The sequence below is a fragment of the Agrobacterium sp. FDAARGOS_525 genome (assembly GCF_003938925.1).
Lineage (GTDB): Bacteria > Pseudomonadota > Alphaproteobacteria > Rhizobiales > Rhizobiaceae > Agrobacterium > Agrobacterium pusense.
Window position 1 is genome coordinate 1,731,339 of sequence record NZ_RKIU01000004.1, and the last position, 18,709, is coordinate 1,750,047.

Sequence of the window (18,709 nt, forward strand, 5' to 3'; positions counted from 1 at the left end):
TTACGAGGTTGGTCATGAACGAGGATTTCTGGAAGACGGTGGAAGGTCGTCACTCTTATTCCGATAAATCCAGTCGCACCGGCGTTCTGAACGTCGCATTGCTTTTCGGCACGGCCGTCATCGCCCTGTCGTTGATCATCACACCCATGCTCGCCGGAAAGTCTTCCACGCGTGTGGCGCAGTTCCCCGACAATTACGACATGATCAGCACCGGCTCCATCAAGAAGACAGATGTGGGCAAGACATACTCCATCCGCCGTAGCATAACACAGCCGATGCCGGAAATGCCCTGCGTGGTGACGGGCTACAGCAATGAGAGCGGTTGCTGATCGTTTACCATTGTCGGTAACCGATCTCTCACATAGCCCGTCTAGAATAAGCCGACTTCAATAGGTCATATTGCCGGCTGGCGGATTGGGCATATTCTGTGCTGCGTTCATTTATCGATTTCTGCAGGAATGAAGACGGCGCCAGCGCCGTTGAGTATGGCCTGATAGTGGCCGTGATTTCCGTCGCCCTTGTCGGCGGCGCGAGCGCCATCAGCAGCAACATCAATGCCCTGTTTCAGTTCATCGCCGACACTTTCGCCAGTTTCTGAAACGGTCATTCTTGCGTTCAGGATAGCTTGACTTCCCTGGTCTTCAGGGCGTCCGCCAGGCGCACTTTGGCGGAGCCGGGCTTCAGCGGTTTCTGCTGGCTCTCATGCGGCGCCCAGCCCGAGACATAGATGACGGAGAATGTCGCCCTTATGCGCCCATCCGGATCGGCATAACGTTCAGCATAAAGCTCTGCCGCCCGCATGAAAAAGGCACGGGTGAGCGGTCGTCTGCTACGGCCTGCCAGCGGATTGGCCATGCCCATCGCACGCAGGTCGCGCATCAGCGGGAAAATCGAATCGTAACGTACCGTGTAGGTTTCCGCGTCGGTGACGGGAAGCGCGAAACCGGCGCGTTGCAGAAGCGCGCCGACATCGCGCACATCGGCGAAGGGAATGACGCGCGGGCTTGCCCCGCCGGTCAGTTCCGCCTCTGCCGTCAACAACACGTCGCGCAGTTCCTGCAGCGTCCCGCTGCCGGGAATCGCGCCGAGAAACAGGCCGTCCGGCTTTAATGCCCGCCGGATCTGGATCAGCGCGCCGGGCGTGTCGTTGGTCAAATGCAGGGCAAGCGGTGAAACGATGAGATTGGCGGAGGCCTCTTCCAGTGGCAGATGCTCCATGGATGCCGCCTCCGGAATATTCTCATCCGTGGTGAAACGGCTTTCCGTCTCTATGCGGCGAATGGAATTCACCTTTCCCGTCTGGGCCAGCCGCCGGGCGGCAACGCCGGTGCCGCCATGCAGCTCGATGGCGGACTCGAACTGGCGTTCGACAATGGCAAGCCTATCTGCCAGTTCTTCAGCCGCCATGTCGAGAAGAAAAAGGGCGTTGTCGTCGCGCCGGTTCCACGCCCGGCGACGGTTTTGTTCGATCACGGCCTGGTCAAAAAGAATGTCCATCGTCTTGCCTGCTCGGCCTCTGGCGCCATCGGTACGGCGGGGCCGCATTCTGTGTCATGCCGTTTCAGGCATTGCTTTTCCGGCACCGGCCGGAATGATCTGTCTCGCAAAGGCACCCGTTCGGCGCTAAAGTCAACCTCATGGGCGCTGGTGAAGGTCTGTTTTCGGGGATGCTGTCGAAATCTGCGGTCGTACCGCGGGTCGCGCGAGCCGTGTTTCGTTCGGTCTTCCGCATGATTTACCCGCCGACCTGTGCCGGCTGCACCCGCATGATCGGCGCGGAAGGGGCGTTGTGCCCGGAGTGCTGGCGGGACATTGTTTTTATCGAGCGTCCTTACTGCGAAATTCTCGGCATTCCCTTTGTCCGCGACCATGGCGAAAACATTGTCAGCGCCGAGGCCATTGCCGACCCGCCGCCCTTCGACCGTCTGCGTGCCGCCGCCAGCCATCAGGGCGTCGCCCGCAAGCTGGTGCACCGTCTGAAATATCAGGACCGGACAGAGCTTGCGCGGTTGATGGCGTTGTGGATGCTGCGCGCAGACGACGGAGCGGTCAGCGCCTGCGATTGCATCGTGCCCGTTCCTCTGCATCGCTACCGCTTCCTGCGCCGCCGTTTCAACCAGTCCGCCGAGCTTGCGCGGCATCTGGCCAGGGCGGCTGACAAGCCTTTGCTCGCCGGCGCCCTACTGCGGGTGAAATCGACGGAGCGGCAGGTTGGGCTCTCGGCGATCGCCAGGCGTGACAATATGCGGGGCGCTTTTGCTCTCGCGCCTGGTCTGGAAGCGGATGTTTCAGGCAAGCACGTGGTGCTGGTGGATGACGTTTACACCACCGGCGCGACAGTGCGTGCGGCAAGCCGGGCCCTCCGAAAAGCGGGTGCTGCGGAAGTGACAGTTTTGACCTTTGCAATGGCCATTTCCGGTCCTATATGAAGCCGTAATGACATGAGGAAACCGTGCGCTTGACCGCACGTTTGCGAGGCTTTGAAAACATGGCACCGGTGACAATCTATACGCGGGATTTTTGTGGTTATTGCGCGCGCGCCAAGGCGCTGCTGGATAGCAAGGGCGTGGATTATGCCGAATATAACGCCACGACGACGCCCGAATACCGGCAGGAGATGATCGAGAAATCGGGCGGAACGACCTTCCCGCAAATCTTCATCAATGGCCAGCACGTGGGCGGCTGCGATGATCTTCATGCGCTGGACCGCGCCGGCAAGCTGGACGCGATGCTGGCGGCCTGATCTGCCCGACCGACGGAGGAAATCATGAGTTTCAAGGCTGCCGCCATTCAGATGCGCTCCGGTGTCGATACGGCGAGGAACGCCGCCGATATGGATCGGCTTGTGCGCGCCGCCGCGGCCGAAGGGGCTGTTTATGTTCAGACCCCGGAAATGACGGGCGCAATCCAGAAGGACAGGCAGGCGCTGCGGGCCCAGCTGCGCGATGATGACGGCGATATCATCGTAGCGACCGCCGCACGTCTTGCCCGCGAACTCGGTATTCACGTCCATGTGGGCTCTACGGCTATTGCCCGCCCGGACGGCAAGATCGCCAATCGCGGCTTCCTCTTCGCGCCGGACGGCTCGCGCATCTGCAGCTATGACAAGATCCACATGTCCGATGTCGATCTCGACAATGGCGAGAGCTGGCGCGAAAGCGCCGCTTACGAGCCCGGCGAGGTGGCGCGCATCGTTGAACTGCCGCTGGGTAAATTCGGCTTCGCAATCTGCTACGACGTCCGTTTTCCGCAGCTTTTCCGGGCGGAAGCTCTTGCCGGCGCTGAGATCCTGACGGTTCCCGCTGCCTTCACGCGCCAGACCGGGGAAGCCCATTGGGAAATTCTGCTGCGCGCCCGCGCCATTGAAAACGGCGCGTTCGTCATCGCCGCCGCTCAGGCTGGCGTACATGAGGACGGGCGTGAAACATTCGGCCATTCCATCATCATCGATCCCTGGGGTAAGGTTCTGGCAGTCGCCGACGGCGCTGGCGAGGAGATCATCTTCGCCGAGATCGATACATCGCTGGTGGCGACCGCCCGTGGAAAGATTCCCAATCTGCGCAACTCCCGGGAGTTCGGGCTGGATACGGTCATTCCCCTCAAACCTGTGGGAGGTGAGGCAGCGTGATCCGGTATGCGCTAGCCTGTGAAAAGGGCCACGAGTTCGAAGGCTGGTTTGCCGGTAGCGACGATTTCGATGATCAGTTGCAGCGCGGTTTCCTCTCCTGCCCGGTTTGCAATTCCGCGCAGGTCTCCAAGCTTTTGATGGCGCCGTCGGTTTCCACCGCCCGCAAGAAGGACGAACGCCAGACGCTCGCCATGGATGCCGCCAGAAAAGAGGCGCTTGCAAAAATCCGCGAGGCCGTCGCCAATATTCGCGCCACTGCCGAAGATGTCGGCGACAGGTTTCCCGAGGAAGCCCGCAAGATCCATTATGGCGAAGCGGACGAGCGGGGCATCATCGGCAATGCCTCGGTGCAGGACGCCAGGGCCTTGCTGGAAGAGGGCATAGAGATCGCACCGCTGCCGGTGCTGCCCGACGACGTCAACTGAATTTCAGAGACATCGCTTACGGAGCGCCCGGCGTTACCCCTGCGCCGGGCGCTTTGCCAGCATCATGTAGTTGACGTCCATATCCGGCGAGAGGTTCCAGCGATCCTGCAGCACGTTGTAGAAGACGCCTGTCCGGTGGATGATATCCATTCCGCTTGCAACCAGCGGCCGCTCAAGCTCTTCCGGGCGAACCAGCTTTTCATATTGATGTGTGCCGCGCGGCAGCCAGCGCAAAACATTTTCGGCGGCAAAGATCGCCAATGCCCGGGCTTTCAGCGTGCGGTTGATGGTGGCCGCGAACATCAGGCCGCCGGGGCGTACCATTTTCGCGCAGGTGGTGACGAAGAGATCGACATTGGCCACGTGTTCGACCACCTCCATGTTGAGGATGACGTCGAAGGTTTCGCCGGCTTCCTGCAGCTGTTCGGCCGTCACCGCGCGATAGTCGACGCTTACCCCGCTTTCACGGGAGTGGGTGGAGGCGATGCCGATGTTCTTTTCCGAGGGATCCGCGCCTACCACATCGGCGCCCATGCGGGCGACGGGTTCGGAGAGAAGACCGCCGCCGCAGCCGATGTCGAGAACACGCAGCCCTTCCAATGGGCGGTGCGCCTTCGGGTCCCGGCCGAAATTGTCGCAGATGCGGTTGCGGATATATTCGAGACGCACCGGATTAAATTTGTGCAGCGGGCGGAACTTGCCGGTCGGGCTCCACCACTCTGCGGCCATCGCGGAGAAGCGATCCACTTCGCTCTGGTCGACGGTCGTCTGTGCGGTCTCGCTCATGGCTCTGCTCCATATTGCTGTTGCATTGAAGTCGGACGATTGCCCCCCGAAGTCAAGACCGGAGACTTTCTCCGGCAGCGATTTATCGGGCGCTCATTGCCGCAGGGGAACTGATGCGGTCCCTCATTTGTTTCATGCTGCGTTCATGGAAGAACGCGTATTTTCCGATCGTGGCAGTATGCGGAACGCATACTCGTCCATCGAACAGGATGGATGCCGACAAGGGCAAAGCGGGCCTTTGCTTGAGGAGAAAGAAGTGAAGAAAAAACTGTTTGGCGCAATTGCGCTGGTGGCCATGCTCGCCGCGCCGGCCCTTGCCGAAGCTGCGACGCGGGGATTCGCCACCGCGAATGTGAATATGCGCTCCGGTCCCAGCACAGCCTATCCGGCTGTTGTCGTGATCCCCGTCGGCGCACCATTGACGGTACACGGCTGCCTGTCCGATACGCCGTGGTGTGATGTGTCTTTCGTCAACGGTCGAGGCTGGGTAGCCGGCCGCTACATCCAGACGACATTCCGGCAAAACCGGGTCTACGTCGAGCCCCGTTATTATCGCGATCTCGGCGTTCCCATAATCACTTTCGAAGCCGGCCGTTATTGGGACCGTTATTATCGCGATCGCGACCTTTTACCGCGAACGTGACCGGTGGCGTCGCCCGCCGCCATCAGGCGGCTACTGGAACGCCCCGCCCCCGAGTGCTGGATGGGATCGCCCACGTCCGCGTGACGACTGGCGCGATGGTCGCCGGGACGACTGGCGCGATGGCCGCCGCGATGAGTGGCGTGATCCCCGCCAGGGCGGTGGTCCGAATGATGGTCGTTGGGACCGTCGCTACGGCGACTGGAACCAGGGCGACAGAAATCAGGACAGGCCGCGTCGCGACGATGACCGCCGCCGTTGGGAAGATGAAAATCGCGACCGCAACCGTCAGTTCAATCAGGGTGATGGTCAGCGTCGCCCCGAGCGTCGTGTTCAACCTGAAGAACAACGACGTCCCGAAGGCCGCGCTCCGTCACAGGAGCAGGTTCGTCCGCCCGAGCAGGCACCCCGGAGCTATCGAGCTTGTGATCCGGCGGATACGGAATGCCTGTCGAGACAATAAAGCTTAGACTGGCGGGAATACTTGCCAGTCAAACATGATTTGTGAAAAAATGTCCCCGGTTTGTTGCCGGGGACATTACACGTGTGGGAAGCGCTTCCAGTATGCTCCGTAAAACGCATCTGACGAGGCTACACACCCGCGCACTACTTGGTTGCTTCCAGACTTTTGATCGATGCGTAGGTGTTTGCTACTTCGTGGTGGCAGCCTTGCTGGCACGGACCTTGGGTTTTGCGGCAGCTTGCGCATCCGGTGCCGCCTCTGCCGCAGCGGCCTTGGGAGCGGCCTTCTTGCGCGTTGCGGGCTTCGTCGCTTCCGACGTCTTCAGCAGCGAAAATTCATGTTTGGCCTGTTCCCAATGGTGCGCATCGCGCCCGTGCGGGTGGCCTTCCTTTTCCCAGAGTGTATATGCGCGTTTACTGATCCATTCGTGTTCCGAAACCTGCATGCTCGTCTCCCGTTGCTGTTTACAGCGCCTATGAGAAGGCGACATTCCGCTTTGGTCCGGCACACGCTCGACAGGAATCAATGCCGGCATTTCCAGAGGCCATTACATGCCATGATTTTCCGGGCGTCAAGCAAACATGCTGCATTGCGAAAACCGATTTCTGGCATTTTCTGCCGGTTAAAGCGATTTGAGCGAAAGACGTTCCTGCAACGCAAGATCAACGTTGCGTGATTGCGCCAAGGCCGCCAAGATGGCCGAACGAACGGGCAGCGGAGGAGGCGGTCTTGGAGCGGAGAATGGAAACGGATGCGCAGGTCATCGTCGAAAAACAGGGAGGGGCGGGCATCATTCGCCTCAACCGGCCGAAGGCCATCAACAGCCTGACCTTGCCGATGGTGCGCGACCTGTTCCATGCGCTTCAGCGTTTCGAGGAGGAACCCGGCGTTGCCTGCGTGGTGTTGACCGGAGAAGGGGACAGGGGGCTTTGCGCCGGGGGCGATGTCCGTATCATTCACGATCTCGGCAAGGCGGGGGACCCACAGGTCCTTGATTTCTGGCGGGAAGAATTTCCGCTCAATTATCGTATCGCCCACTTCGGCAAGCCCTATGTGGCGCTGATGGATGGCATTGTCATGGGCGGCGGCGTTGGCATTTCAGCTCATGGCAGCCATCGTGTCGTCACGGAGCGCACAAAACTCGCCATGCCGGAGACGGGCATCGGCTATTTTCCTGACGTTGGCGGGTCCTGGCTTTTGCCACGGGCGCCGGGCGAATGCGGCACCTGGCTGGGGCTGACGGGCAATGCCGTTACTGCCGCCGACGCCATCTATGCGGGCTTTGCCGATTATCTTGTTCCTTCGGATCGCCTTGGCAGGCTGGTTCAGGATCTATCGCGATCGGTGGATACGGACAGTGTTGAGACGGCCATCACGGCGCACGCGATTGAGGCCGGCGAAGGCATCTTATCCCTCAATCGGGAGATCATCGACGCGACATTCCGTTTTGACACGGTCGAGGAGATTTTTGCCGCGCTCTCGGCGCGCCAAGATGCATTTTCACGCGAGACCCTCGAGGTTCTGCAAAAGCGCTCTCCCACCAGCCTGAAGCTGACCCTGAAGCTGCTGCGCCTGGGTCGGGAAAGCGCGAGCCTCATCGAATGCCTTGAGCGTGAATTTGCTGCCGGCACGGAGATATTGCGCCAACGTGATTTTTATGAGGGCGTGCGCGCCGCCCTCGTCGACAAGGATCGCAATCCCCGCTGGTCGCCGGCGCGGCTGGAAGAGGTGCGGGAGGAGGACCTTGCGCCCTATCTCGCCAAGCATTCCGGCAACCTGTTTCCCGATCATCGCCTTTAGTGAGGCGCAAAAGAAATCCGGGTACGTGGCTTATATGAAATCCTCGCCTTTCAAGTGAATATTATTTGGGCGAAATTTCCAATCCATCCTCCGGCAAGGCATAGTTGTTTCTCGCGGGCGTTGCTGCCGCCCGCTATGTTGAGCACCATTCGAATTGCCGGGGGTATTCATGAAACGTCTTCTCATTATCGGAACTGCCATCGCCGCTCTTTTTTCAGTTGCGGCGCAGGCGCAGTCTCCGACTACCATTCTCAACGCGTCCTATGATGTCGCCCGCGAGGTCTTCGCGGCCGAGAACGAGGCGTTCATCAAGCAGCATCCGGGCGTAACGGTCGATCAGTCGCATGCTGGCACCTCCAAACAGGCGCGTGCCATCGTTGAGGGTCTTGAAGCCGATGTCGTCACTTTCAACCAGGTGACCGATGTCGATTTTCTGGTGAAGCAGGGTTTCGTTTCCGCTGACTGGCAGAAGGATTTCCCGAATGACGCATCGCCTTTCTATTCCTTCCCCTCTTTCCTTGTCCGCGCCGGCAACCCCAAGGGAATCAAAGACTGGGACGATCTTGTCCGCGACGACGTGAAGGTCGTTTTCCCCAATCCGAAGACCTCCGGTAACGCGCGTTACACCTATCTCGCCGCCACAGCCTACGCCAAGGAAAAGTTCAAGGGCGACGACGCGAAGGTCCAGGAATTCGTTAAGAAAATCTTCGACAATACGCCTGTTTTCGACACCGGAGGCCGCGCTGCAACCACCACTTTCGTGGAGCGTGAAATCGGTGACGTCTTGATTACCTTTGAAGCGGAGACCCGCGGCATCGCCAAGCAATATGGCGCCCAGAAGGTGGAAGGCGTCGTGCCCTCCGTCAGTCTGCTGGCCGAATTCCCGGTTGCCGTGGTGGACAAGGTCGTCGACAAGCGTGGCTCTCGCGATCTGGCGAAAAGCTATCTCGACTTCCTCTATACCGAAGAGGGGCAGCGCATCGCCGCTGAATTCGGCCACCGTGTCCATAATGAAAAGGTTGTCGGTGAGTTCAAGGACAAGTTTCCGGCCATCCGCCTCGTCAACGTCAATGACGTTTTCGGTGGCTGGACTAAAATCCAGAAAGAGCATTTTGCATCCGGCGCGACGCTTGATACGCTCTACGGCAGCCGCTAATCACAGCGACAGCAACATTTGAATGACCCGGCGGGAAACTGCCGGGTCGCTTTTTGATTGATGGGGGCGGGGTTTGAAGCGGAATGTTCTGCCGGGGCTGAAATTGTCCCTTGGCGTTACCCTCACTTACGTCGCCATCATTGTGCTTTTGCCGCTCTCGGCGCTTGTGTTCAAGGCGGCAATCCTCGGGCCCGCTGAGTATTGGTCCATCATTTCCTCGCCGCGGGCCGTTGCCAGTTACCGTGTCACCGTGCTCTGCGCACTGGCCGCAACCCTGTTCAATGTGATCTTCGGACTGGCGCTCGCCTGGGTGTTGACGCGCTACCGCTTTCCCGGCTGGCGTTTTGTCGATGCGATCGTCGATCTTCCCTTCGCGCTTCCCACCGCCGTCGCCGGCATCGCCCTGACGACGCTGTTTGCCGGCAATGGCTGGTTCGGCTCGGTGCTGGCGCAATTCGGCATCAAGGTGGCCTATACGCCGCTTGGCATCATGGTGGCGATGGCTTTTACCAGCCTGCCCTTCATCGTGCGCACCGTGCAGCCGGTGCTGGAAGACCTCGATCCGGCGCTGGAAGAAGCGGCGCAGTCGCTCGGTGGTTCCGATCTTGAAATTTTCCGCAAGATCATCCTGCCGCTCCTGACTCCGGCTCTGCTCGCCGGTCTCTCGCTCTCTTTCGCCCGCAGCCTGGGTGAATTCGGGGCAATCATCTTCATCGCCGGCAATCAGCCGTTCTCGACGGAAATCACCGCCCTGCTGATCTTCATCCGGCTCGAGGAATATGATTATCAGGCGGCAGCGGCCATCGCCTCCGTGTTGCTTATCACCGCCTTCATAATGCTGGCGGTGACCAATTATCTGCAGGCGCGCGCGCTTCGATATACGGCGAGGGGCTGAGAAGATGAGCGGCGTTTCCTCACATCGCAAACCGCCCCGTGTCGGCGATGCACCTCTTGTGCGCCGCAGCCTGATCGCCTTCGTGCTCATCATCGGCACGCTTCTCGTTGTGGCACCGCTCGTCATCATCGGTGTCGAAGCGTTCTCACAGGGCTGGAAGGCCTATTCGGCCACCATCACCCATCCGGATACTCGTCACGCCATTATGCTGACGGTGCTGACCGCACTGATCGCCGTGCCGGTCAATACGGCCTTTGGTGTTGCAGCGGCATGGTCCATCACCAAGTTCGATTTCCCGGGCCGGCGCTTCCTGCTGGTGCTGATCGAGATACCTTTCTCGATTTCACCGATCGTTGCCGGTGTCGCATATCTCTTCGTATATGGTTTGCAGGGCCTGTTCGGGCCGTTCCTCGACGCGCATGATATCAAGATATTGTTTGCGCTTCCCGGCATCGTTATCGCCTCAATGTTCGTGACGGCACCTTTCGTGGCGCGTGAACTCATTCCGCTCATGCAGGCGCAGGGTCGTGATCTCGAGGAGGCGGCGACCTCGCTTGGCGCATCCGGCTGGCGAACCTTCTTTTCGGTGACCTTGCCGAACATCAAATGGGCGCTGCTTTATGGTGTCGTGCTGTGCAACGCCCGCGTAATGGGGGAATTTGGCGCCGTATCGGTCGTGTCAGGCAATATTCGCGGTCAGACCAATACGCTGCCGCTGCATATCGAGCTGCTTTATCACGATTACCAGACGGCTGGCGCTTTCGCCGCGGCGTCGATCCTCGCGACCCTCGCCGTCGTCACCATCATCGCCAAGGTGGCGCTGGAACGGCGCGGCGCAGGGCGCGGGCGTAAAAAGACCAACGGCGATGCCGCCATCGCCACGGAGACCTGATTCCCATGAAAATCCGCCTCGAAAATGTGGTGAAGACCTTTGATACGTTCCGTGCCGTGCGCGATGTTTCGCTTGATATCGAAAGCGGCGAGCTTCTGGCGCTGCTCGGTCCGTCAGGCTCCGGCAAGACCACGATTTTGCGCATGGTCGCCGGCCTCGAATATAGCGATGGCGGCCAGATTTTCTTCGGGGAGGAGGATGCCACCGATATTCCGGTGCGTGACCGCGGTGTCGGATTTGTGTTCCAGCATTATGCGCTGTTTCCGCATATGACGCTCAACGAAAATATCGCCTTCGGCATGAAGGTCTCTAAGGTGAACCGGGACAGGGCGGCTATCGCCGCGCGCGTCGAAGAATTGCTGCGACTGGTGAAGCTCGATGGCTTGGGCGACCGTTTTCCCGCGCAGATTTCCGGCGGCCAACGGCAGCGCGTGGCGCTGGCGCGGGCGCTTTCGGTCGATCCCAAGGTGCTATTGCTGGATGAGCCTTTCGGAGCGCTGGACGCCAATGTGCGTCGCGACCTGCGCCGCTGGCTGCGCGAGATCCACGATTCGCTCGGCATCACGACGATTTTCGTGACGCATGACCAGGAAGAGGCGCTCGATCTGGCCGACCGGGTCGTCATTCTCAATCAGGGCGAAATCGTGCAGCAGGGCACGCCGAAGGAGGTCTGCCGCCAGCCGAACAGTGCCTTCGTCATGCGCTTTCTGGGCGACGCCAACCGTGTTGCCGGTGTGGCGCGCGGCGGAAAGGTGTATGTGGGTGAGAATGAACTGCCCTTCTCCTATGCTCAGGGCGATGGCGCGGTTGATATTTACGCGCGTCCCGGCGATCTGGAGTGGGAAGACCTGCATGACGGCATACCCGCGTCCGTGGAGCGCGTCCTTGACCGCGCCGGTGAGCGCCGGGTGATCGCCAGTACCGACGGCGGCGATATTCTGGAATTCGACGTGCCGCCCGAAAACGACGTCGCCGCCGGAGATCGCGGTTCCGTCATCATTCGCCGGGCGAAGATTTTCCCGGCGCCGTAAGGCGCCAAGGGCCTTTGCCCGCTTAAAACAGAAGTTCGAATGCGCTTTCGGCTATCAGCCTGCCGTTGATCACAAGGTCGACCCGGTGGACACCGGGATAGTGTTTGCGGGTCGTAAAATCACGTATGGCGCGGCTGATTGACAATGTACATGTCTCGCCGGGCGGAAGCTCGACTTCCTTCCACTTGAAGACCTTCGCGGAGGCATCGCCGCTCTTCTTCACATAATGCACGGCGTAATCGATCACCAGCTTTTGCCGGCTCTTCGCCGTCGAAGTGAAAGAGGCGGAAATCCGTACCGGATTGCCGAGAGCGACTTTTGTCGGCAACACCTCGAACGCCGCAAGTGTAATCTGCGCCTCCTCATGCGCCCCGAGATGGGCAAGCGCTGCGGTGTCGCCCTTCTTGATCAGCGTGCGCAAGGCCTGCCGCATGATCCAGCGTGTATGCGGGTTGTCCTTCGGCCATCCATCGATGAGCGCCAGCACAAAAGCGGGATTATCCTTGGTGATGTCGTTCAGGTGGTTGGCGACGGATTTGCGCACATAAAGCGCCTGGTCTGCTTTCATGGTGTCGAGGATCGCGGTAACCGGCGAGGGATCATCGATCAGGGGCTTGAGCTGGAATGACCATGGCAGGCGAGGCCGGCAGCCTTCGCTGGCAAGCCGCCGCACATGCTCATTTTCGTGCCGTGACCACGTTTCCATCACGGCAAGGGTGGCGGTCAGGTCCATTTGCAGAAAATGCCGGATGGCGAATTCCGAGGAGCCAAAGCGGGTGAAATATTGCAGCGCGTCCATGGAAAGATCGAAATCATCGAGGCCGTAAAGCGCGACATACTCCGGAAGCGAAATCGAAGCGAAACCGTTGCCGATGCCGGGCGCTGCGGCTGTGAGGATTTCGATGTTGCGGGCATAGTCGCCGGGAAGCGTCGCATGCAGGCTTGTTGCCACCTGCCGCATGCGCTGCATGATGCCCAGCGCTTCAAGGTTTTCGGTGGCGAGCGTCATGAAGGCGGAAGCGTCAAAGGGCGGATGGACGGCCCTGGTCTGATCGGCGATATGCTGCAGTTTCTCGTGGTCGAAGATCTCCTTCAGTGCCGGTGCCGCCGTGTCGCTCATAATGTCCTCAAAGTTCACTTTTTGTTCTTTTAAGGCAGGAGGAGATCCGAGGCAAGGGAAGACTGAGTCGCTTTCGAATACTGCTGACGGACCGAGCGCGTGCCACAAACGTCTTCTCCCCGTCCGGGGAGAAGTTCGCGGTAGCGGGATGAGAGGGCAAGGTCAGCGAAAAGTCGCGAGCTTGCCCCCTCATCCGGCCCTTCGGGCCACCTTCTCCGCGACGGGGAGAAGAATTTTCTGGGAAAATCAGCTCATCTGGCTGACGAACTTCGTCTCCAGATAGGCCTGGACCGCTTCGGAGCCACCTTCCGTGCCATAACCGGAGTCCTTGATGCCGCCAAAGGGGACTTCGGGAAGAGCAAGGCCGTTGTGGTTGATGGTCAGCATCCCGGCCTCGACCTGTTGGCCAAGCGCGTGCGCGGTCTTGACCGAACCGGTGAAGGCATAGGATGCAAGGCCGAAGGGCAGGCGGTTCGCCTCGGTGATGGCGTCATCGAAGCTTGAGAACCGGTTGATAATGGCGACCGGGCCGAAGGGCTCGTCATTCATGATCTTGGCTGATGTCGGGACATTGGCGAGAACCGTCGGCTCGAAGAAATTGCCCTTGTTACCGATGCGGCGGCCGCCGGTCTTCAATTCGCCGCCATGCGAAACGGCGTCGTTGATGAGGCCTTCCAGCGCCGGGATGCGACGCTCATTGGCGAGCGGGCCCATCACGACACCATCTTCCAGGCCATTGCCCACCTTGATCGCCTTGGTTGCTTCCACAAAACCTTCAAGGAACCGATCGGCCACACCGTCCTGCACAAGGAAGCGGGTAGGGGCGACACAGACCTGGCCGGCATTGCGGAACTTGGCAAGCGAGGTGACTTCGATGGCCTTGTCGATATCGGCGTCGTCGAAGATCATGACAGGCGCATGGCCGCCCAGTTCCATCGTTGCGCGCTTCATGTGCCTGCCGGCCAGTGCAGCCAAATGTTTGCCAACGGGCGTGGAGCCTGTGAAGGATATCTTGCGAATGACCGGATGCGGAATGAGATATTCCGAAATCTCTGACGGTACGCCATAGACGAGGCCGACGACGCCCGCCGGAACGCCCGCATCAACAAAGGCGCGGATGAGTTCGGCAGGCGACGCCGGCGTCTCTTCCGGCGCCTTGACGATGATGGAGCAGCCGGTTGCAAGCGCGGCGGAAAGCTTGCGGACGATCTGGTTGATCGGGAAGTTCCATGGCGTAAACGCTGCAACGGGTCCGACCGGCAGCTTGATGGCCAGCTGTGAGACACCGGTTGCCCGCGCCGGGATGACCTGCCCATAGGTGCGGCGCGCCTCTTCTGCGAACCAGTCGATGGTGTCGGCCGCGCCCATGATTTCAGTGGCGGACTGCGCCAGCGGCTTGCCCTGTTCGCGGGTCATGATGTAGGCGATCTTGTCCTTGCGCTCGCGCAATATGTCGGCCGCCCTGCGCATGATCTTGGAGCGCTCAAAGGGCGAGGTGTCGCGCCACACCTTGAAACCCCGCTCGGCGGCGGCGAGCGCCAGATCGAGGTCTTCCTTCTCGGCATGCGCAATCGCGCCGATGATTTCGTCCGTCGCCGGATCGGAAACGGCGATTGTCTTGCCGGAAACGGCATCGCGCCATTCGCCACCAATGAGAAGTTTGATGTCGGGATAGGTGTGCATAGGGGCTACCTTCATGATGCGGCCGATACGGCGCATGCCGCCCGGCCCGGAGAGGTGAACAGAATTTTCCTGGCCGGACGAAATCCGGCGTCGCAGCTTTCGCAGCGTGGAACAGGTGTCTGGGCTTTTCCGGCGGAGGTCGTGGACTGCCGGAAACGGAAACGACAGTGCTTATATTAAGTTCCGGGCGGTATGTTTCAACCGCTTGCCCGAGGTAATGCCATGATTTTTATGTGACGCGGAACCATCATTCGCCGTTTGTGCCGCCATGGAAGTCGATGCCGTTTTCCGGCCGCAACGGCGGGCGCGAATCACGTTGCCTCGTAAGGAAACGGTGGAAATTCGGCCACAATTCGGCCGTGGTCACGCTGGACGGATCGGGGGCGGGCGGTGCGCGGCGTTACCGGTTGCGTCATAACAGGGCGCGCAACGTCAAAAAGTACAATAAGACGGAAAAATTATCCAAAGGGTTTACTCAATACCTAGAGAAAATACGGATAAAATCTCAGTGAGGATATAACATCGGTTCCTGATATATATGCTGTTGGCGGTTCCCTTGACCTTCCAGGGTTGGCGAAAACCCTCGACCTGAACGTTATCGATGGAGAAAAATTATGAATTTCGCCCGGGTACTTCTCAGTGCGTTCATGTCGCTCTTGTGGCTTTCCTGTGCCGAGGCGGGAGACATAGCCAAGCCGCAGGGCAAGCCGATATTAACCATATCCGGCAACATCACCAACACCAATACCGATGGAGCTGCGGAATTTGACCGCGACATGCTGGAAGCGCTCGGCATGGACACCGTGGAGACGACGACACCGTGGCACGACGGCCGTGTCCGCTTTGACGGTGTGTCGCTTGCCAAGCTGATGGATGTCGTCGGCGCAAAGGGCACCAGTGTCACGGCGGTGGCTCTCAACGATTATGTGAGCACGATACCGGTTGAAGACTTTAAAAAATTCAATGTTATCCTCGCCATCAAACTGGATGGCAATTATATGACAGTACGCGAAAAGGGCCCGTTGTTTGTCATCTATCCCTATGACAGCGACCCGGAACTGCAGAAGCAGACTTATTATTCGCGGTCCGCATGGCAAGTCGCCAAACTGATAGTGGAATAAAGGTGCCGTTTGCGAAAACTTGTGGCGGTGATCATCTGTTGCTTCGTCCTGGCAACGGGCTATATCGCTTTCGTCATTGCCGAGCGGCAGACCGCTCTGCAGAAGTTCGCCCGCTATAATGACTCATGGGCCGTCAGCCAGACCGTCGCCGAATATCTGCGCCTCCAGAATAAACTCGCTGTGTTCGCGCTTAATCCCGGCAGGGTTGACCGGGATGAATTGCAGCTGCGTCTGGATATCATGCTCAGTCGCCTGGAGCTGTTAAAGCAGGGCAACCTCGGCGCTTTCATCAATGAAAAGCAGCAATGGCGGGATCTGGTAACCCGCCTTGACGCCGTTCTGGCGCGTCTCGAACAGCAGATAAACAGCTTGAATTCGAGCGATGTGCCGGATCTTCTTGCCGCTATGAGCGCGCTGGATGCGCCGATGACGACGCTCGCGTCGTCTTCCGTCGCGTATGATGTGAATCTGATCGATACCGCCCATGAGGATGTCCGCAAGCTCCACATCGTCTATACGGCGCTGGCTGGCGGTCTCATCCTCTGCGGCATCGCGCTTGTCATATTGCTGCTTCGCCAGAACGATCTCCTGAACCGCGCGCAGAAAAGCATGCGCGGGCTGACGGACGATCTGCGCGCCGCGACGTTGGAGTTGCAGGCAAAAAATGTCAGGCTGGAGCATGATGCCTATCATGATGCGCTGACGGGCCTGCCGAACCGGGCGCTGTTTCGGCAGGAACTGATCGAGCGGCTGCGCCGGTCCTTCGGTGGCACCGGTACGACAGCCATATTGTTGCTCGATCTCGACGGGTTCAAGGATGTCAACGACACGCTCGGCCACGATGCAGGCGATGCGCTGCTTCAGGCCGTGGCGCAGCGCCTCTCGGCCATTGGCGGCGATTATGACATGGTTTGCCGCCTTGGAGGCGATGAGTTCGCGGTTGTCTCCGACGATCTGAATGAGGACGCCGCGCGCCGTCTTGCCACCAAGCTCATCGATCAGATCAGCCGCACCTATCAGCTGGGTGAGCAGGAGGTCAAAATCGGCACCTGCATCGGCATCGCCATATCGCACGGTGCAGTGGATGCGGATGAATTGTTCAAGCGGGCGGATCTGGCGCTTTACGAGGCGAAAGCCATCGGTCCGGGCCGTGCGAGCGTTTTCAAGGTTCGGATGCAGAAGCAGCTGACCGAGAAGAAATCCTTCGAAGCCGATCTGCAGACGGCACTGCAGAACGACGAGATGGAAGTTTATTACCAGCCGCAGGTGGCGACGCAGACGCGCAAGCTCTGCGGCTTCGAGGCGTTGCTTCGCTGGAAACATCCGGTGCGCGGCGATGTGCCCCCCAGTGTGTTCATTCCCGTCGCGGAAAGAACCGGTCTCATCCATTCGCTCGGAAAGTGGGTGATGGAAACCGCCTGCCGCGAGGCGATGGGCTGGGACGAGGACATGAAGGTGGCCGTCAATCTGTCGCCCGTTCAGTTCCACAGTACCAACCTTATTCAAAACGTCATGGGCGCGCTTGAAAAAAGCGGACTGGAACCAAGCCGGCTCGAACTTGAGATCACCGAATCGATCCTGCTCAACAAGAGCGACCAGACGATCAACACGCTGTCGCGGTTGAAGGCAGTCGGCATCAAGATCGCCATGGATGATTTCGGCACTGGCTATTCATCGCTCGCCAATCTGCGCGGCGTCCCCTTCGACAAGATCAAGATCGACCGATCCTTTCTGCGCGATATCACCAGCGACCGGGATGCGCTGGCGATCGTGGAATTCGTGGTCGGTGTTGGCCGCAGTTTGCGAATGACGACGATTGCGGAAGGTATCGAGACGGAAGAGCAATATGAATGCGTCAGGCGTCTGGGATGCGACCAGGTTCAGGGATATCTGATCAGCAGGCCGCTGCCGGCCAAGGAGCTCGTCGCCTGGAGCTCTGCCTGAGACGCCTGTCCTGGTGGCCATTGGAATTTTTACCAAGTGATACTGTCGCTCGCGAAAACCCATACCGGTTACCGCAACGATGCTGTAGAGCATTTTCGGTTGATACGGGACCGTTGCGGCGAGACGACCGGATTTTGCGAAAAGGCTCGAGACATGGAAATACTGGACGTGCATGGAGTTGCCCTGCCTCTTTCTTCCGATGAGGTGTCGCCCGTCATCTGGCAGGCGCTGACCGACTGCAGCTACGAGGCGAAGGAGGCTCGCAGCGTCCTGAAAGCCATCAAGCCCGGTGATCGGGTGCTGGAACTGGGTTCCGGTATCGGGATCATCACGTCGATCATTGCAGGCATCAAGGATGTTTCCGTATGGGCTTTCGAGGCCAACCCCGCGACTGCGGCGCTGGCCGAGCGGGTGATCAAGGCCAATTGCCGGGGCAACGTCGTGTTTTCGCAGGGGCTTCTCACCGCCGACGAGCCCAGCTCCTATCCATTTTACGTTCGCAGGGATCTCTGGATGTCGTCCATGGACGAAAATCAGGGTCCCTATGAAAAACGCATCGAAATCTCCTCCGCCAACATCGATGAATTCATCACGAGCCGCGGCATCACAGCGCTCGTCATGGATATCGAGGGTGCGGAACGCGATCTGCTAGGCAGGGCCGACCTGAGCGGCGTGGAGCGGATATTCGTCGAGCTGCACGACCACCTCTACGGTCTCGCCGGCGTCCGCGACATCATGCAGGCACTCACCGCCAAGGGTTATGCCTATGATCCGCGCGGCTCTCGCGGTCCTTGCGTGCTGTTTTCCCGGGATGACAGCCCGAGGGAGTACGATCCCGAGGTGGATTGAAAGCCGGGCATCTCAAGCCGAGGGCGACGTTGGAGAGTTTGTTTCGAGCTGCGGGCAGGCGCTAAGCGTTCTGCCCGCAATCATTTACCAACCGCTTGCGCCATCTGGTGCAACCTTTGGAGCTTCATGCCGTTTAGTGCCCGTGCCGCAATTCATCTGGCAGCGGGCAGCTCTATTATTATTGCCAAAAACGCAATTCATTCCGAATTATTATTGTAATTGTTGAGGCCATTTTCCTGCGTCATTATCCCTCCATCAAACCGGCGCACAACAGGA

19 protein-coding genes and 1 pseudogene are annotated in these 18,709 nt (G+C 59.4%); 15 read left to right on the plus strand and 5 right to left on the minus strand.

The window, feature by feature from the left end; translation table 11 throughout:
* Window positions 1-14 precede the first annotated feature (14 nt).
* Together EGT36_RS24520 and EGT36_RS31545 are read left to right on the plus strand one after the other, a co-directional pair.
* Window positions 15-329 (plus strand): hypothetical protein, encoded by a 315-nt coding sequence (locus tag EGT36_RS24520; RefSeq protein ID WP_003585635.1) that lies wholly within the window; start codon window positions 15-17, stop codon window positions 327-329.
* Window positions 330-427: 98 nt separating this feature from the next.
* Window positions 428-598: a Flp family type IVb pilin gene (locus EGT36_RS31545; protein ID WP_006698497.1), complete on the plus strand. Its 171-nt coding sequence runs from the start codon at window positions 428-430 to the stop codon at window positions 596-598.
* Window positions 599-615: 17 nt separating this feature from the next.
* On the opposite strand, the gene EGT36_RS24530 is transcribed toward EGT36_RS31545, so the two are convergent.
* Entirely contained in the window at window positions 616-1,497 is an 882-nt protein-coding gene (locus EGT36_RS24530; protein ID WP_125271214.1) for a methyltransferase domain-containing protein, read from the minus strand.
* 140 nt (window positions 1,498-1,637) lie between these two features.
* On the opposite strand from EGT36_RS24530, the gene EGT36_RS24535 reads away from it, so the two are divergent.
* The 4 genes from EGT36_RS24535 to EGT36_RS24550 are packed head-to-tail and all read left to right on the plus strand — an operon-like array spanning window position 1,638 to window position 4,053.
* Window positions 1,638-2,429: a ComF family protein gene (locus EGT36_RS24535; protein WP_125271215.1), complete on the plus strand. Its 792-nt coding sequence runs from the start codon at window positions 1,638-1,640 to the stop codon at window positions 2,427-2,429.
* Between the two features lie 59 nt (window positions 2,430-2,488).
* Window positions 2,489-2,743 carry a glutaredoxin 3 gene (grxC, locus tag EGT36_RS24540; RefSeq protein WP_003585640.1) on the plus strand — a complete coding sequence of 85 codons (255 nt, stop codon included), beginning with the start codon at window positions 2,489-2,491 and terminating at the stop codon, window positions 2,741-2,743.
* A 24-nt stretch (window positions 2,744-2,767) separates the two neighbouring features.
* Window positions 2,768-3,628 carry a carbon-nitrogen hydrolase family protein gene (locus EGT36_RS24545; protein WP_125271216.1) on the plus strand — a complete coding sequence of 287 codons (861 nt, stop codon included), beginning with the start codon at window positions 2,768-2,770 and terminating at the stop codon, window positions 3,626-3,628.
* Window positions 3,625-4,053 carry a DUF1178 family protein gene (locus tag EGT36_RS24550; protein WP_003585644.1) on the plus strand — a complete coding sequence of 143 codons (429 nt, stop codon included), beginning with the start codon at window positions 3,625-3,627 and terminating at the stop codon, window positions 4,051-4,053. Before EGT36_RS24545 ends, EGT36_RS24550 begins: the two co-directional genes overlap by 4 nt.
* Window positions 4,054-4,086: 33 nt before the next feature.
* On the opposite strand, the gene ubiG is transcribed toward EGT36_RS24550, so the two are convergent.
* The gene (ubiG, locus tag EGT36_RS24555; protein WP_034497110.1) at window positions 4,087-4,839 is read right to left on the minus strand and encodes a bifunctional 2-polyprenyl-6-hydroxyphenol methylase/3-demethylubiquinol 3-O-methyltransferase UbiG; all 753 of its coding nucleotides are present in this window, start codon (window positions 4,837-4,839) and stop codon (window positions 4,087-4,089) included.
* A gap of 256 nt (window positions 4,840-5,095) precedes the next feature.
* Here ubiG and EGT36_RS24560 point away from each other — a divergent pair.
* A pseudogene (locus EGT36_RS24560) lies at window positions 5,096-5,942 on the plus strand (SH3 domain-containing protein).
* 187 nt (window positions 5,943-6,129) lie between these two features.
* Here the strand turns inward: EGT36_RS24560 and EGT36_RS24565 are convergent.
* Complete coding sequence (locus tag EGT36_RS24565; RefSeq protein WP_034497107.1) at window positions 6,130-6,387, minus strand: DUF2934 domain-containing protein; 258 nt, start codon at window positions 6,385-6,387, stop codon at window positions 6,130-6,132.
* 296 nt (window positions 6,388-6,683) lie between these two features.
* On the opposite strand from EGT36_RS24565, the gene EGT36_RS24570 reads away from it, so the two are divergent.
* From EGT36_RS24570 to EGT36_RS24590, 5 genes are all read left to right on the plus strand, one after another.
* Entirely contained in the window at window positions 6,684-7,742 is a 1,059-nt protein-coding gene (locus EGT36_RS24570; protein WP_107339431.1) for an enoyl-CoA hydratase/isomerase family protein, read from the plus strand.
* A gap of 169 nt (window positions 7,743-7,911) precedes the next feature.
* A complete protein-coding gene (gene cysP / locus EGT36_RS24575; protein ID WP_006698488.1) occupies window positions 7,912-8,898 on the plus strand; it encodes a thiosulfate ABC transporter substrate-binding protein CysP in 987 nt (328 codons plus the stop codon).
* Window positions 8,899-8,971: 73 nt separating this feature from the next.
* Complete coding sequence (cysT, locus tag EGT36_RS24580) at window positions 8,972-9,793, plus strand: sulfate ABC transporter permease subunit CysT (protein ID WP_125271217.1); 822 nt, start codon at window positions 8,972-8,974, stop codon at window positions 9,791-9,793.
* 4 nt (window positions 9,794-9,797) lie between these two features.
* Entirely contained in the window at window positions 9,798-10,685 is an 888-nt protein-coding gene (gene cysW, locus EGT36_RS24585) for a sulfate ABC transporter permease subunit CysW (protein ID WP_006698486.1), read from the plus strand.
* Between the two features lie 5 nt (window positions 10,686-10,690).
* The gene (locus EGT36_RS24590) at window positions 10,691-11,716 is read left to right on the plus strand and encodes a sulfate/molybdate ABC transporter ATP-binding protein (RefSeq protein ID WP_125271218.1); all 1,026 of its coding nucleotides are present in this window, start codon (window positions 10,691-10,693) and stop codon (window positions 11,714-11,716) included.
* A 22-nt stretch (window positions 11,717-11,738) separates the two neighbouring features.
* On the opposite strand, the gene EGT36_RS24595 is transcribed toward EGT36_RS24590, so the two are convergent.
* Window positions 11,739-12,836, minus strand: a complete 1,098-nt coding sequence (locus EGT36_RS24595) for a DNA alkylation repair protein (protein ID WP_125271219.1) — start codon at window positions 12,834-12,836, stop codon at window positions 11,739-11,741.
* Between the two features lie 246 nt (window positions 12,837-13,082).
* Window positions 13,083-14,519, minus strand: coding sequence for an NAD-dependent succinate-semialdehyde dehydrogenase (locus EGT36_RS24600; protein WP_003585659.1), 1,437 nt, complete (start codon window positions 14,517-14,519; stop codon window positions 13,083-13,085).
* Between the two features lie 614 nt (window positions 14,520-15,133).
* On the opposite strand from EGT36_RS24600, the gene EGT36_RS24605 reads away from it, so the two are divergent.
* The 3 genes from EGT36_RS24605 to EGT36_RS24615 all read left to right on the plus strand — a co-directional run bounded on the left by EGT36_RS24605 (window position 15,134) and on the right by EGT36_RS24615 (window position 18,433).
* On the plus strand, window positions 15,134-15,640 hold the full coding sequence (locus EGT36_RS24605) for a putative pterin-binding protein (protein ID WP_077985719.1): 507 nt from the start codon (window positions 15,134-15,136) through the stop codon (window positions 15,638-15,640).
* 21 nt (window positions 15,641-15,661) lie between these two features.
* Complete coding sequence (locus tag EGT36_RS24610; protein ID WP_006698481.1) at window positions 15,662-17,584, plus strand: putative bifunctional diguanylate cyclase/phosphodiesterase; 1,923 nt, start codon at window positions 15,662-15,664, stop codon at window positions 17,582-17,584.
* Window positions 17,585-17,737: 153 nt separating this feature from the next.
* Window positions 17,738-18,433 carry an FkbM family methyltransferase gene (locus EGT36_RS24615; protein ID WP_125271220.1) on the plus strand — a complete coding sequence of 232 codons (696 nt, stop codon included), beginning with the start codon at window positions 17,738-17,740 and terminating at the stop codon, window positions 18,431-18,433.
* Window positions 18,434-18,709: the final 276 nt, after the last annotated feature.